Source organism: Streptomyces sp. NBC_00162 (genome assembly GCF_024611995.1).
GTDB lineage: Bacteria > Actinomycetota > Actinomycetes > Streptomycetales > Streptomycetaceae > Streptomyces.
Window position 1 is genome coordinate 2,668,632 of record NZ_CP102509.1, and the last position, 17,113, is coordinate 2,685,744.

At 71.6% G+C, this 17,113-nt stretch carries 2 protein-coding genes and 1 pseudogene; all 3 read right to left on the reverse strand.

Features of this window, described 5'->3' with window-relative positions; all coding sequences use genetic code 11:
• Window positions 1–21: 21 nt before the first annotated feature.
• The 3 genes and pseudogenes from JIW86_RS12580 to JIW86_RS12590 all read right to left on the reverse strand — a co-directional run bounded on the left by JIW86_RS12580 (window position 22) and on the right by JIW86_RS12590 (window position 17,089).
• A complete protein-coding gene (locus JIW86_RS12580) occupies window positions 22–798 on the reverse strand; it encodes an arylamine N-acetyltransferase (RefSeq protein WP_257553837.1) in 777 nt (258 codons plus the stop codon).
• Between the two features lie 16 nt (window positions 799–814).
• Window positions 815–11,455, reverse strand: a pseudogene (locus JIW86_RS12585) (type I polyketide synthase); the annotation flags it as partial.
• Between the two features lie 60 nt (window positions 11,456–11,515).
• Window positions 11,516–17,089 (reverse strand): SDR family NAD(P)-dependent oxidoreductase, encoded by a 5,574-nt coding sequence (locus JIW86_RS12590; RefSeq protein WP_416237555.1) that lies wholly within the window; start codon window positions 17,087–17,089, stop codon window positions 11,516–11,518.
• Between the last annotated feature and the right edge of the window lie 24 nt (window positions 17,090–17,113).

Here is a 17,113-nt window from a genome sequence, read left to right on the forward strand (position 1 = left end):
TGGGGGGTGGGAGTGCAAATTTCAGCCGAGCGGGCCGGACAGAATGCTGGTGATCAGCGTCCGGTGCTCGTCGTCATCCATGATCGTGCGTACCTGTTCACGGCCGTCACGGACCGTCAGGTACCGCCGCTGTTTCATCACGACCTGACCGTTCTCGAAAGTGCGGCCGCACAGCACTTCCTTGTCGTCATGCCGTTCCGGATCCGACAGGATCCCCCGGAAGCAGTCCTCCAGTTCCTTCCAGTCGTCCCACTCCCGGGATTTCATCGTGAAGGTGTAGACGACGCTCCACCTGGTGACCGCTCCTCGGCGCTGCAGAGCGATCTCGGATCCGTGGTCGACCAGCCGGAACTGGCTTCCGTACTGGGACTGCACCGCGTCGGAGACCAGCAGCGGCTCCATGTAGGAAGGGCCCGGGTAGCCGACGTCGACGAGCCATTCGTCACCGTCCAGGGAGACCCGGTTGAACATGTGCTCGATGCCGAGCCCGAAGGTGTCCCAGCCGGTGGCGGTGCTGCCCGCGATCAGCGTGACGTCGTAGCCCAGCTCACGCAGAAGCCTGAAGAACATCCGGTTCAGGTGGTAACACGCGCCGCCCTGCCCGTTGATGATGCTCTTCTCGAAAATGGCGTCCTCGTCGAGGTCGACGATGTCGATCCCGTCGCCGAGGTCATAGGCGAAGCTGTTGTACGGAAGCGCCAGGAGGTGGCTCTTGTGCAGTTTCCGCAGCGTCCCGATGTCCACACCGGTCTCTCCGTCACAGCCGATGCGCTGCAAATACCTGTTCACGTCGAACATGTCATCACCCTCTCTTTCAGACGGAGATCGCTACGGGACGCGCGGCCTCGTCGCCGCACATCAGCTCGTGCAGGTACCCGGCGAGCAGTCCTGGCGTCGGGTAGTCGAAGACGAGGTTGGGAGAGAGCTTCGTCTCGGTGATGTTGCGCAGCCGGTTACGGAGCTCGATGGCGGTCAGGGAGTCGAAGCCGATCTCGAAGAGCCCCTGGTTCGCGTCGAAGTGGTACGTCGGGCTGTAGCCCAGAACGGCGGCCACCTGGGCCCGCACCAGGTCGAGCAGGACCTTCGCCTGATCGGCGGCGGACAGTCCGGCCAGCCTTTCGGACAGCTGGCGGGGATCCTCGCTCGCGCCCGCGGCCTGCACCTGCTGCCGACCCGCCCGTACCAGGCCGCGCAGCAGATGCGGGACTCCCCCGCCTGCCGCGGCCTGGGTGCGCAGCGTCCGCAGGTCCAGCTTGACCGGTACCAGCAGCGCGTGGCCGGAGCCCACGGCGGCGTCGAACAGTTCCATGCCCTCCGCCGGGGTGATCGGCAGCAGGCCGCCACGCCGGTTCATCCGGTTCCTGGTGAGGTCGTCGATGTGCTCCGCCATGCCGTTGGTCTGCTCCCACAGGCCCCAGGCCAGCGACAGACCCGGCAGGCCCGCCGCCCGGCGGCCGGCCATCAGGCCGTCCAGGAAGGCGTTCGCCGCCGCGTAACTACCGCTGCCGGCGCCCATGAAGACCGCCGAGACGGAGGAGTAGACGACGAAGGCGTCGAGGTCCAGGCCCCGGGTCAGCTCGTCGAGGTGCCGCACCGCGTCCACCTTGGGTGCGAACACCCTCGCCAGCCGCTCCGGAGTCAGCATCCCGATCACGCCGTCATCGGTCACACCTGCGGTGTGCACGACACCGGTCAGGCGGTGCTCGGCCGGCACGGAGGCCAGCAGGGCCTCCACCTGGGCGCGGTCGGACACGTCACAGGCCACCGCCGACACCGCAGCGCCCTGCTCGGTGAGCTCGGCGACCAGTTCCGCCATGCCCTCGGCGTCCGGACCACGGCGGCTGGCCAGCATCAGATGCCGTACGCCGTGCCGCGAGACCAGATGGCGGGCCACCAGGCCGCCCAGCGAACCGGCGCCCGAGACGAGGACGGTTCCCTCCGGCCCGAACACCGCCGGAACGTCCGGGGCTTGATCGGCGACCCGGGCGAGCCGGGGTACGGAGAGGGCCCTGCCGCGCACCGCGACCTGCGGCTCGCCGCTGGCCAGTACCGCTGCCAGCGCCTGTTCCACATCGCCTTCGGCAGTGGGGTCGGTGTCCAGCAGGATGATGCGGTCGGGGTTCTCGGCCTGGGCTGCACGCACCAGACCCCATACCGCCGCTCCGGCCGGGTCGGTCACCGCGCCGTCACCGGCGGGTACCGCGCCTCGGGTCGCGACCACCAGCCGCGACTCCTCCAGCCCGGTCCCTGCCAGCCAGCACTGCACGACCTCCAGCACCTGGCAGGCGAGGCCCAGCACCGCGTCCTCGCCCTCGGTGCTGCCGCCGACGGCTTCCATGACCGCCATCGCCGGTGCCACCGCGCCCGATTCCACGTCGTCGGCCAGCGTCGCCACCTGTTCGGCGGTGGTCACCGCCACCCATGAAGGCGCGGGTTCCGTTCCCTGAGTCAGGGGCAGCTCGTTCCACTTCACCTGGAACAACGCGTCGGCGCCCGGGGTGCCCGCGGCCGTCTCCAGCTGCTCGGTGGACACCACGCGGCCCACCAGCGAGTCCATCGTCACGACCAGGCCGCCGGTCTCGTCCGCCGCCTGGAACGACATCGCGTCGTCCTCGTTGCGTGCGATGCGCACGCGCAGCACCGAGGCACCGGCCGCGTACAGCTCCAGCCCGTTCCACGCGAAGGGCAGTTGCAGCTCCTGGTCGTCCTCTTCACCCTCGATGTTGCCATCGGCGGCCGCCGCGGCAGCGGTCAGCATCGCCGAGTGCAGGGCCGCGTCCAGCAGTGCGGGGTGGATACCGAACTTCTCGGCCTCCTTGCGGTGCTCCTCGGGCAGGGCGACCTCGGCGAAGAGTTCCTCGCCTCGCCGCCATACCGCCTGCACACCCTTGAACGCGGGGCCGTACCCGTACCCCACCTCGGCGAGCTGGCCGTAGCCGCTGCTGATGTCCACCTGCTTCGCGCCGGCCGGCGGCCAGGCAGCGAAGTCGAACCCGGTGCCGCTGCCGTTCGCCCGGACCGTGACGGCCAGCATGCCGGTGGCGTGCCGGGTCCACGTGTCCGTGCCGCCCTGGCCGGCGGCGTCCTCGCGCTGGGAGTACACGTCCACCGTGCGCGAGCCGTTCTCACGCGGTCCGCCGACCACGACCTGGACGCGTACGCCGCCGTGCTCGGGCACCACCAGCGGCGCCTCGATCACGAGTTCTTCCAGGACGCCGCATCCGGCCTCGTCGCCGGCGCGTACCGCGAGCTCCACCAGACCGGTGCCCGGGACGAGCACCACACCGCGGACGCGGTGGTCGGCCAGCCACGGGTGGGTGCGCAGTGCCAGGCGCGAGGTGAAGATGAACCCGTCGGAATGCGGCAGCTGCACCACGGCGCCCAGCATCGGGTGATCGGCCCCGGCAAGGCCCAGCGAGGTCGCGTCGGTCGGCTGCCCGGCCGGCTGGAGCCAGTAGTGCTGGTGGTCGAAGGCGTACGTCGGCAGGTCCACGCGCCCAGACGTCGCCGTCTGCGGCAGGACCGCACTCCAGTCGACGGCCACACCGCGGACGAACAGCTCGGCCATCGAGGCCAGCAGCCGTCGCGGACCGCCGTCCTCACGTCGCAGCGAACCGGTCACCACCGCGTCGGTGTCGGTGTCGGTGTCGTCGGCGGTCTCGGTGATCGGCTGGACCAGCACCGGGTGGGCGCTGACCTCGACGAACACCCGGTGGCCCTGCTCGAGCAGGGCGGCCACGGCCGGGCCGAAGCCCACCTGGCCCCGCAGGTTGCGGTACCAGTACTCACCGTCCAGGACGGCGGCGTCCTCCACCCAGGTACCGGTGACCGTCGAGTAGAACGGTACGTTCGGCGCCAGGGCGCCGACCCCGGCCAGCTCCTCGGCGAGCGCGTCGCGGATGTCCTCCACGTGGCGGGTGTGCGAGGCGTAGTCCACCGCGACCCGACGCACCCGGACGCCCTCGGCGGACAGGGCCTCCAGGGCCTCGTCCAGCGCCTGCGCGTCACCGGCGATCACCACGGAGGACGGGCCGTTGATCGCTGCGACCTCCACGCGGTCCGCCCACGGCTGGATCCGCGCGACGGCCTCGTCGGCGCTCAGCGCGACCGATGCCATACCGCCACGGCCGGCCAGCTCCGACGCGATCACCTGACTGCGCTGTGCCACTACGCGCGCCGCGTCCTCCAGCGAGAGCGCACCGGACACACACGCGGCCGCGATCTCACCCTGAGAGTGGCCGAGTACGGCGTCCGGCTTGACGCCCAGGGACGACCACACCGCCGCCAGGCCCACCATCACGGCGAAGCTGGCCGGCTGCAGTACGTCGACCCGCTCGATGAGCTCGGGTTCGGTCTCGCCGCGCAGTACGTCGATCAGCGACCAGTCCACGAAGGGCTCCAGGGCAGCCGCGCACTCCGCGATCCGCTCCGCGAACACCGGGGAGGAGTCGAGCAGTTCACGGCCCATGCCGGCCCACTGCGAGCCCTGACCCGGGAACACCCACACGACCTTGCCCGGCGCACCCGAACCGGCACTGCCGGACACGACACCAGCCGTGCTCTCGCCCCGAGCCAGCGCCTCCAGCCCGGACAGAGCCTCCTGAGCCGAGCCGGCCACGATCACCGCACGCTCACCGAAGACCGCGCGGTCCGACACCAGCGCCCCGGCCACACCCGCCAACGACACCCCATCGGCGCCTTCGACGAATTCCGCGAGCCGCCCGGCCTGACGCGAGAGCGAACCGGCGCTGCGCGCGGAGATCACCAACGGCACCGCACCAGCGGGCGCCTGCTCTTCGGAAACAGGCTCCGCCGACTCGGCGGGCGCCTCTTCCAGGATCAGGTGCGCGTTCGTACCGCTGATGCCGAACGAGGAGACTCCGGCCCGGCGCGGACGGCCGTTCTGCGGCCAGTCCCGGGCCTCGGTCAGCAGCTCGACGGCACCCGCCGACCAGTCCACCTGGCTCGTGGGCTCGTCCACGTGCAGCGTGGGAGGCATGACACCGTGGCGCAGCGCCTGCACCATCTTGATCACACTGGCCACGCCGGCAGCCGCCTGCGAATGACCGATGTTGGACTTGAGCGAACCCAACCACAGCGGCTGCTCCGGGTTCCGGTCCCGCCCGTAGGTCGCCAGCAGCGCCTGCGCCTCGATCGGGTCGCCCAGGGACGTACCCGTGCCGTGACCCTCCACCACGTCCACATCGGACGGGGAAAGACCAGCACTGTCCAGAGCCCTGCGGATCACCCGCTGCTGCGAGGGACCGTTCGGCGCCGTCAGACCGTTCGACGCACCGTCCTGGTTCACCGCACTGCCGCGCAGCACCGCCAGCACCCGGTGACCACGCTCACGCGCCACCGACAACCGCTCCAACGCCACCACGCCCACGCCCTCGGCCCAACCGGTGCCGTCCGCGCCGTCGGCGTAGGACTTGCAGCGCCCGTCACGGGCCAGGCCGCGCTGCCGGGAGAACTCCACGAAGGTGCCGGGGGAAGCCATCACCGTCGCGCCGCCCGCGAGCGCCATCGAGCACTCGCCCTGGCGCAGCGCCTGCGCGGCCAGGTGCATCGCCACCAGCGAGGACGAACAGGCGGTGTCGATGGTGACCGCCGGGCCCTCGAAACCGAACACGTACGACACACGGCCGGACGCCACACTCGCCGCCGAGGCCGTGGCCGCGAAGCCCTCCAGCTCCGGCGCCTCGCCGGCGCCCGCCCCGTAGCCCTGGCTGGACACGCCGGAGAACACTCCGACGTCGGTGCCCTTCATCGAGGCCGGGTCGATGCCGGCCTGCTCCATGGCCTCCCAGGAGGTCTCCAGCAGCACACGCTGCTGGGGGTCCATCGCCAGCGCCTCGCGCGGCGAGATCCCGAAGAACACCGGGTCGAAGAGCCCTGCCCCGCGCAGGAAGCCGCCCTGAGTGGTGTACGAGGTGCCCGTGCTCTCGGGGTCCGAATCGAAAAGACCGTCCAGGTCCCAGCCACGGTCGTCCGGGAAGGCCGACATGCCCTCACGGCCCTCGGACACCAACCGCCACAGACCCTCGGGATCCGTGACACCGCCCGGCAGCCGACAGGCCATCCCGACGATCGCGATCGGCTCGTCGGGATCGGCGGCGACGGCCACAGCCGAGGCAGGGGCGTCGGCCACCGTGTCTCCGAGCTCGTCGCGCAGGTAGCGGGCGAGCGCCAGCGGGGTCGGGTAGTCGAAGACCAGCGTGGCCGGAAGCTTCAGACCGGTCTCCTCACGGAGCCGGTTGCGCAGTTCCACGGAGATGAGCGAGTCGAACCCGGCGTCCTTGAACGCCGTCTCCGCCCCGACCCCGCCCGGCCCGGTGTGACCGAGGACGAGCGCGACCTGCGCACGCACCAGGTCGAGGAGCAGTGCCTCCTGCTCTGCCGCGCTGAGCCCGGCCAGGCGACGGGCCAGCCCGCCTTCCCCGGCGGACGCCGCCCGCGCCAGCTGCCGGCCCGCTCGTACCAGGCCCCGCATCAGGGGCGGCACTCCCGCACCGGCCGCCGCGTCGGCTCGCACGCTGCGCAGGTCCAGCTTGACCGGCACCACCAGCGCCTGCCCGGACGCCACAGCGGCATCGAACAGTTCCATGCCCTCCACGGCGGATATCGCCTGCACACCACCGCGGTTCATACGCGCCTGGTCGGCGCCGCTGAGGTGGGCGGTCATGCCGTTGATCTGCTCCCACAGGCCCCAGGCCAGCGACAGACCCGGCAGGCCCGCCGCGCGACGGCCGGCCACCAGCCCGTCCAGGAAGGCGTTCGCCGCGCCGTAGTTGCCCTGACCGGCCGATCCGAACACGCCCGAGGCGGACGAGAACACGACGAACGCGTCGAGGTCCAGGCCGCGGGTCAGCTCGTCGAGGTGGCGCACCGCGTCCACCTTCGGCGCGAACACCCTCGCCAGCCGCTCCGGGGTCTGCGCCGCGATCACACCGTCATCGAGCACACCCGCGGTGTGCACCACACCGGTCAGGGGGTGCTCGGCCGGGACCGAAGCCAGCAGGGACTGCACCTGGGCCCGGTCGGACACGTCACAGGCCGCCACGGACACCGCGGCACCCTGCTCGGTCAGCTCGGCGACCAGGTCCGCCATGCCCTCGGCATCCGCACCGCGACGGCTGGCCAGCACCAGACTCCGTACACCGTGCCGGATGACCAGATGACGGGCCACCAGGGCACCCAACGAACCGGCGCCGGTCACCAGGACCGTGCCTTCCGGTCCGAACACCACCGGAGCGTCCGGGGTCTGAGCGGCGGTGCGCGCGAGCCGGGGAACCGACAGCACCGTGCCGCGGGCCGCGACCTGCGGCTCGCCACTGGCCAGCACCGCGCCCAGCACCGGCTCCACATCGCCTTCGCCGGTGGGATCGGCGTCGATCAGGATGATCCGCTCGGGGTTCTCGGCCTGGGCGGCACGCACCAGACCCCACACCGCCGAACCGGCCGGGTCGCTCACCGTGCCGTCACCGGCAGGCACCGCGCCGCGGGTCACCACGACCAGCCGCGACTCCTCCAGCCCCGTCCCGGTCAGCCACGCCTGCACCACTCCCAACACACGGGAGGTCAACGCCAGGACCGCGTCCTCACCGTCAGCGCTGCCCACGGCCTCCAGGAGCGCCACCGCGGGGACTTCCGCGCCCTCGGCCAGAGCCACCACGTCATCGGCGACGGACACCGGCGCCCACGACGGCGACGGCTCCGTCCCCTGAAGCGCGGGCAGTTCGGTCCACTCCACCTGGAAGAGCGAGTTGGCGGTCACGGTGTCCGCCGCCGTCTCCAGCTGCTCGGCCGACACCGGCCGGGACACCAGCGAGTCCAGCGTCACGACCAGGCCACCGGCCTCGTCCGCCGCCGTCAGCGACACGGCACCGGGCCCGCCGGGCGCCATGCGCACCCGCAGCGCCGTGGCACCCGCGGCGTGCAGCTCCAGCCCGTTCCAAGCGAACGGCAGCACCGGCCGCCCGGATTCCTCGCCCGTCGTGCCCGTCGCAGCGCCGAACATGCCGGTGTGCAGGGCAGCGTCCAGCAGCGCGGGGTGGATGCCGTACCTGGCGGCTTCCTTGCGGTGTTCCTCGGGCAGGGAGGCCTCGGCGAAGAGTTCCTCACCGCGCCGCCACACCGCGCGCAAGCCCTGGAACACCGGACCGTAGCCGTAACCGCTCTCGACCAGGCCGGCGTAGAAGTCCCCGACCTCGACCGGCTGTGCACCGGCCGGCGGCCAGGCGGTGAAGTCGAACCGGGTACCGCTGCCACCGGCCTGGGAGGTGGCCGACAGCATGCCGGTGGCGTGCCGCGCCCACGTGTCCGCGCCGCCGTCGTCGATCAGGTCCTCGCGCTGGGAGTACACGTCCACCGTGCGCGAGCCGTTCGCGCCCGCACTGCCGACCGCGACCAGTACCCGTACGCCGCCGTGCTCGGGCACCACCAGCGGCGCTTCGATCACGAGCTCTTCCAGGACCCCGCACCCGACCTCGTCACCGGCCCGTACCGACAGCTCCACGAGCCCGGTGCCCGCGACGAGCACGACACCGCCGACCCTGTGATCGGCCAGCCAGGGGTGCGTGCGCAGCGACAGCCGCGAGGTGAAGACCAGCCCGTCCGACTGCGGCAGCCGCACCACGGCTCCCAGCAGCGGATGATCGGCGGTCGTCTGTCCCAACGAGGCGGCGTCCGTCGCCTGCCCGGCCGGCTCGAGCCAGTAGTGCTGGTGGTCGAAGGCGTACGTCGGCAGGTCCGCCCACGCGGGCCCCGCCGTCCGCGGCAGCACACCGCTCCAGTCCACGGCCACACCGCGGACGAACAGCTCGGCCACCGAAGTCAGCAGCGTCTGCTCCTCCGGGCGGCCGTCGCGCAGGGCGGCGATGCATGCCACTTCGGCGTCCGCGGCGGTGGCCGTCTCCTCCACCAGGCCGGTCAGGGCCGCCCCCGGACCCAGTTCGACGAACAGCGTGCCGCCGTACTCCACCGCGGCCGCGATCCCCTCGGCGAACCGCACCGGCCGGCGCACGTGCCCGGCCCAGTACTGCGGGTCGGCGAGCTCACCGGGCTCGGCCAGCCGCCCGGTCACGTTCGAGACCACCGGAATCGCCGGCGTCTGCCACGCGACCCCGGTCAGCTCCGCGGCGAACTCGGCCAGCATCGGCTCCATCCGCAGCGAATGGAACGCGTGCGAGACCGCCAGCCGCTTCGTCTTGTGTCCCCGCTCCCGCATCCGGTCGGCCGCGGTGAGGACCACCGCCTCCTCACCGGAGAGGACCACCGAGGACGGGCCGTTGACCGCCGCGATCTCCACGCCCTCGCCCAGCAGCCCGGCGACCTCTTCCTCGGTCGCCGCCACCGCGACCATCGCCCCGCCGGGCGGCAGCGCCTGCATCAGCCGGCCCCGGGCCGCGACCACCCGCGCCGCGTCCTGCAGCGACAGCGCGCCCGCCGCGTACGCGGCGGTGATCTCGCCGACCGAGTGGCCGATCACCACGTCCGGCCGCACGCCCCAGGACTCCACCAGCCGGAACAGTGCGCTCTCCACGGCGAACAGGCCCGCCTGCGTGAACACCGTCTGGTTGAGGAGTTCGGCACTGCCGGGCACCCGGCCCAGCACCACGTCGCGTACCGGGTGGTCGACCCACCCGGCCAGACGCGCGTCCAGCTGCTCGCACGCCTCGTCCAGTGCCTGCGCGAACACCGGGTACCGGTCGTACAGCTCCTGGCCCATGCCCACGCGCTGCGAGCCCTGGCCCGGGAACACCCACACGACCTTGTCCGGCGCACCGGAAACGGCCGCGCTGCCGGACACCACACCGGGCGCGCTCTCGCCCCGTGCCAGCGCCTGCAGCCCGGCCAGCGCCTCCTGGTCCGAGCCGCCCACGACCACCGCGCGCTCGCCCAGCAGGGCACGGCCCGACACCAGCGCGCCGGCCACGCCCGCCAGCGGCACCTCGTCGGCGGCAGTCTCCAGGTACGAAGCCAGGCGCCCGGCCTGACCGGCCAGGGAACCGGCGCTCCGCGCCGACACCACCAACGGCACCACACCCGCGGGAGCCGACTCCGCCGGGACGGACTCCGCCTCCTCGGCGGGCGCCTCTTCCAGAATCACGTGCGCGTTCGTGCCACTGACACCGAACGAGGACACACCGGCGCGGCGCGGACGGCCGTTCTGCGGCCACTCGCGCGCCTCGGTCAGCAGCTCCACGGCGCCCTCGGTCCAGTCCACCTGCGTCGTGGGCTTCTCCACGTGCAGCGTGGGGGGCATGACGCCGTGCCGGATCGCCTGCACCATCTTGATCACACCGGCCACACCCGCGGCGGCCTGCGTGTGACCGATGTTCGACTTCAGCGAGCCCAGCCACAACGGCTGCTCCGGCTCCCGGCCCTGGCCGTAGGTCGCCAGCAGCGCCTGCGCCTCGATCGGGTCACCCAGGGCCGTACCGGTCCCGTGGGCCTCCACCACATCCACATCCGCCGCGACCAGCCCGGCGTTGGCCAGCGCCTTGCGGATCACCCGCTGCTGCGAGGGACCGTTCGGCGCGGTCAGGCCGTTGGAAGCGCCGTCCTGGTTCACGGCACTGCTGCGCAGCACCGCGAGCACCTGGTGCCCGCGCTCGCGCGCCACCGACAGCCGCTCCAGCACCAGCACGCCGACGCCCTCGGCCCAGCCCGTGCCGTCCGCGCCGTCCGCGAACGCCCTGCAGCGTCCGTCGCCCGCCAGTACCCGCTGCCGGGAGAACGCCACGAAGGTGCCGGGCGTCGCCATGACCGTCGCGCCGCCGGCGAGCGCCATCGAGCACTCGCCCTGGCGCAGGGCCTGCGCGGCCAGGTGCATCGTCACCAGCGAGGACGAACACGCGGTGTCCACCGTGACCGCCGGGCCCTCGAGGCCGAGTACGTACGACACCCGGCCCGACGCCACGCTCGACGCCCCGCCCGTGCCCGCGAAGCCCTCCAGCTCCGGCGGAATCGCACCGACACCGGCCCCGTATCCCTGGGTGAACACCCCGGAGAACACGCCGACATCGGTGCCCTTCAGCGAGACCGGGTCGATACCGGCGCCCTCGAGCGCCTCCCACGAGGTCTCCAGCAGCAGGCGCTGCTGCGGATCCATCACCACCGCCTCGCGCGGGGAAATTCCGAAGAACCCCGCGTCGAAGCGCCCCGCACCCTGAAGGAACCCACCCTGATCGGTGTAAGAGGTACCCGCGTGGTCGGGGTCCGGGTCGAACAGACCCTCCAGGTCCCATCCACGGTCTTCGGGGAAGGACGACATCGCGTCCCGGCCCTCGGACACCAAGCGCCACAAGTCCTCCGGCCCCGTCACGCCACCCGGGAACCGGCACGCCATTCCGACGATCGCGATCGGCTCATCGGCATGGGATGAGCCCTGCTGACGCAGGGTGTGCAACTCGGTCGTGACGCGCTTGAGGTACTTGAGGAGTTTTTCGTCCGTGGCCATTCTTTAGTCCTTACGAAGATTTGATGGAACCGCAAAGCCTTGAACTGGGTTTCAGATGAGCCCGAATTCACCATCGATGAAGTCGAAGATTTCATCGGCGGACGCGGATTCCAGCTGCTCCGCCACCGTGGAGGCGTCCGCCGCCTCGAGCACTCCGTTGCACCTGGCCACCAAACCCTGAAGGCGCAGCGCGATAGTGGATTTCTGGTCGAGGCGCAATCCAGTGATCAGCGACTCAACGTCTTCGATCTTCGCGTTCACACGAGAAAGCACGTCATCGCTGGTACCGAGCTCGTCGCGTAGGTACCTGGCGATGGTCAGCGGGGTGGGGTAGTCGAAGACCAGCGTGGCCGGCAGCTTCAGACCGGTCGCCTCGCGCAGCCGGTTGCGCAGTTCCACCGACGTGAGCGAGTCGAACCCGGTGTCCTTGAACGCCATCTCCGCCCGGACGCTTTCCGGCCCGGCATGCCCGAGCACGACCGCGACCTGAGTACGCACCACGTCGAGGAGCAGTGCCTCCTGCTCCGCCACGGTGAGTCCGGCCAGGCGACCGACCAGCCCGCCGTCCGTGGCGGATGCCGCCTGCGCAACCTGACGGCCGGCCCGTACCAGGCCCCGCATCAGGTGCGGGACTCCCGCACCGGCCGCGGCCTGCGTGCGCAGCGTCCGCAGGTCCAGGTTGACCGGCACCAGCAGCGCCTCCCCGGACGCCGCAGCGGCATCGAACAGCTCCATGCCCTCCGCTGCCGTCATCGCCTGCACACCACCGCGGCTCGCACGCGCCTGGTCGGCCCCGCCCAGGTGAGCGGTCATGCCGGTGGCCTGCTCCCACAGACCCCAGGCGAGCGACTGCCCGGGCAGGCCCGCCGCCCGACGGCGGGCCATCAGCCCGTCGAGGAAGGCGTTCGCCGCGCCGTAGTTGCCCTGACCGGCCGATCCGAACACGCCCGAGGCGGACGAGAACACGACGAACGCGTCGAGGTCCAGGCCGCGGGTCAGCGCATCGAGGTGCCGTACCGCGTCCACCTTGGGCGCGAACACCCTCGCCAGCCGCTCCGGGGTCTGCGCCGCGATCACACCGTCATCGAGCACACCCGCGGTGTGTACGACACCGGCCAGGGGGTGCTCGGCCGGGACCGAGGCCAGCAGGGACTGCACCTGGGCCCGGTCGGACACGTCACAGGCCACTGCCGACACCCCGGCACCCTGCTCGGTCAGCTCGGCGACCAGGTCCGCCATACCTTCGGCATCGGGACCCTTACGGCTGGCCAGCACCAGACTGCGCACGCCGTGCCGGATGACCAGGTGACGGGCCACCAGGGCACCCAACGCGCCGGCACCCGAGACCAGGACGGTGCCTTCCGGTCCGAACACCGCGGGGGCGTCCGGGACTTCGCCGCCGGCCCGGACGAGCCGGGGGACGGAGAGGGCCGTTCCGCGCACCGCGACCTGAGGCTCGCCGCTGGCCAGCACCGAACTCAGAACGAGCTCGAGATTGCCTTCGGCGGCGGGATCGGTGTCGATCAGGACGATCCGGTCGGGGTTTTCGACCTGAGTGGCACGCACCAGACCCCATACCGCCGATCCGGCCGGATCGGTCACCGCGCCGTCGGCGCCGGCGGGAACCGCGCCACGCGTCGCGACGACCAGCCGCGACTCCTCCAGTCCGGTCCCGGCCAGCCACGCCTGCACGACCTCCAGCACCCGGGAGGTCAACGCCAGTACGGCATCCTCGGTGTCACCGCCGACCGCCTCCAGGACCGCCACCGCCGGCACGCCGACGCTCTCGGCCAGAGCCGACACATCGTCAGCGGCGGACACCGGCACCCACGACGGCGAGGGCTCCACACCCTGACCCGGGGACAGCTCGGTCCACTCCACCCCGAACAGCGAATCGGCAACCGCCGTCTCCAACTGGTCGACGGACACCGCCCGGGACACCACCGAGTCCATCGTCAGGACCAGGCCGCCGGTCTCGTCGGCAGCCTCGACCGACAGCGCATCCGCGCCGACCGGGGCCAGCCGCACCCGCAGCGCCGAGGCACCCACGGCGTGCAGCACCAGCCCTTTCCAGTCCAGCGGCTGCCGCACCGGCTGCCCGGATTCCTCCGCTGCCGTGCCCGCCTGAAGCGCCGCGTCCAGCAGCGCCGGGTGGATACCGAACCTGCCGGCCTCCTTGCGCTGCTCCTCGGACAGGGCGACCTCGGCGAAGACCTCCTCGCCGCGCAACCACACCGCCCGCACGCCCTGGAACGCCGGACCGTACGCGTAGCCACGCTCGACCAGACCGGCGTAGAAGTCCCCGGCCTCGACCGGCTGCGCACCGGCAGGCGGCCAGGCGGCGAAGTCGAACCCGGTACCGGCGCCACCCGCGTGGGCCGATTCCGACAGCACACCGGTGGCATGCCGCGTCCACACGTCCGCCCCGGCAGCGTCCTCGAGCTGGGAGTAGACCTCGACGGTCCGCGAGCCGTTCTCACCCGGACCGCCGACCGCGATCTGTACGCGTACGCCTCCGTGCTCGGGCACCACCAGCGGCGTCTCGATCACGAGTTCTTCCAGGGCGCCATTGCCGAACTCGTCGCCGGCGCGCACCGCGAGGTCGACGTACACCGCGCCGGGGACGATCACCGCGCCGCCGACCGTGTGATCGGCCAGCCAGGGGTGCGTCCGCAGCGACAGCCTCGAGGTGAAGACCAGGCCGTCGGACTGCGGCAGCTGCACCGCTGCGCCCAACAGCGGGTGATCGGACCCGACGAGTCCCAGCGAGGCCGCGTCGGTGGCCGACTCGGCCGGCTGGAGCCAGTAGTGCTGGTGGTCGAAGGCGTAGGTCGGCAGGTCCACTCGCGCCGCCGTCTCCGGCAGCACGGCGCTCCAGTCCACCGCGACACCGCGGACGAACAGCTCGGCCATCGAGGCCAGCAGCCGTCGCAGACCGCCGTCCTCACGCCGCAGCGAACCCGTCACCACGGCATCGGTCTCGGCGGTATCGACGGTCTCGGTGATCGGCTGGACCAGCACCGGATGGGCACTGACCTCCACGAACACCCCGTGACCCTGCTCGAGCAGCGCCACCACCGCCGGGCCGAAGCCCACCTGTGCACGCAGGTTCCGGTACCAGTACCCGCCGTCCAGGACATCGGCGTCCTCGACCCAGGTACCGGTGACGGTCGAGTAGAACGGCACCTTCGGGGCCAGAGCGCCGACCCCGGCCAATGCCTCGGCCAGCGTGGCCCGGATGTCCTCCACATGACGGGTGTGCGAGGCGTAGTCCACCGCAACCCGACGCACCCGGACACCCTCACCGGACAGCGCCTCCAGCGCCTCGTCCAACGCCTGCGCGTCACCGGCGATCACCACGGAGGACGGCCCGTTGACCGCCGCGACCTCGACACGGTCCGCCCACGGCTGGATCCGCGCGACCGCCTCGTCCACGCTCAGCGCCACCGAAGCCATACCGCCACGGCCCGCCAGCTCCGACGCGATCACCTGACTGCGCAGCGCCACCACACACGCCGCATCCTCCAGCGACAGCGCACCGGACACACACGCAGCCGCGATCTCACCCTGAGAGTGGCCGAGTACCGCGTCCGGCTTCACACCCACGGACGACCACACCGCCGCCAGACCGACCATCACCGCGAAGCTCGCCGGCTGCAGTACGTCGACCCGCTCCATCAGCTCAGGCTCGACATCGCCACGCAGGACATCGATCAGCGACCAGTCCACCCACGGCTCCAGAGCAGCCGCACACTCCGCGATCCGCTCCGCGAACACCGGCGAGGAATCCATCAGTTCACGGCCCATGCCCGCCCACTGCGAACCCTGACCCGGGAACACCCACACAACCTTGCCCAGCGCACCCGAACCAGCCGCGCTCCCGGACACCACACCAGGCAGGTTCTCGCCCCGTGCCAGCGCCTGCAGCCCTGCCAGTGCCTCCTGATCCGAGTCGGCGACGACCACCGCGCGGTCACCGAAGACCGAACGCTCCGACACCAGCGCCCCGGCCACGTCCGCCAGCGACACCCCATCGGCGCGCTCGACGAACGCCGCGAGGCGCTCCGCCTGACCCGCCAGGGAACCGGTACTCCGCGCCGAGACCACCAACGGCACCACACCCGCAGGCGCCGCCGCCGTCGAGACGGACTCCGCCTCTTCGGCTGCCGGCACCGGCTCCTCGGGCGCCTCTTCCAAGATCAGGTGCGCGTTCGTACCGCTGATACCGAACGAGGAGACACCGGCCCGGCGCGGACGGCCGTTACGCGGCCAGTCCCGGGCTTCGGTCAGCAGCTCGACGGCACCTGCCGACCAGTCCACCTGAGTCGAGGGCGTGTCCACGTGCAGGGTTGCCGGGAGCAATCCGTGCCGCATTGCCTGCACCATCTTGATCACACCGGCCACACCCGCGGCAGCCTGCGTATGACCGAGGTTCGACTTCGACGAACCCAGCCACAGCGGCTGCTCCGGGTCCCGGCCCCGCCCGTAGGTGGCCAGCAGCGCCTGCGCCTCGATCGGGTCGCCCAAGGTCGTCCCGGTTCCGTGACCCTCCACCGCGTCGACATCGGACGGGGAGAGCCCGGCGTTGGCCAGCGCCTTACGGATGACCCGCTGCTGCGAGGGACCGTTGGGCGCGGTCAGGCCGTTCGACGCACCGTCCTGGTTCAGCGCACTGCCGCGTATCACGGCCAGCACGCGGTGCCCGCGCTCGCGCGCCACCGACAGCCGCTCCAGCAGCACCACGCCCACGCCCTCGGACAGCCCCATGCCGTCCGCGCCGTCCGCGTACGCCTTGCAGCGTCCGTCGGCAGCCAGGCCCCGCTGACGCGAGAACGCCATGAAGGTGCCGGGCGTCGCCATCACCATCGCACCGCTGGCCAGCGCCATCGAGCAGTCGCCCTGCCGCAGCGCCTGCGCGGCCAGGTGCATCGCCACCAGCGACGAAGAACACCCGGTGTCCACCGACACCGCAGGACCCTCGAAACCGAATACGTACGACACACGGCCCGAGGCCACACTCGACGCCGTCGCCGCGCCCGCGAAAGCCTCCAGCTCCGGCGCGACCGCTCCGCCACCGGTTCCGTAACCCTGGTTGGACACACCGGAGAACACCCCGACATCGGTGCCCTTCAGCGAGACCGGGTCGATGCCGGCGCCCTCCAGCACCTCCCAGGAGGTCTCCAGCAACAACCGCTGCTGGGGGTCCATCGCCAGCGCCTCACGCGGCGAGATCCCGAAGAACCCCGCGTCGAACAGCCCGGCCCCCCGTACGAAGCCACCCTCATTCGTGTAAGAGGTACCCGCGCTGTCGGGATCCGGGTCGATCAAAGCCTCCAGGTCCCAGCCGCGGTCGTCGGGCAACTCGGAGACGGTGTCGGCCCCGTCGACCACCAGCTTCCACAGGTCCTCGGGCGAGGACACACCACCCGGGTAGCGGCACGCCATGGAGACGATGGCGATCGGCTCCCGCGCCTGGTCCTCGACCTCGCGCAGCCGCTTGCGGGCATCGCGGGCGTCGGCGATGGCCCTCTTGAGGTAGTCGCGGAGTTGTACCTCGTCAGCCACTGAATTCAGCTCCCAGGAAATTGGTGTGTGCGATTGCTGTGGGTGGTGGGGTCCCCGCACGGTCCACGCGGGCCGTACGGCCGG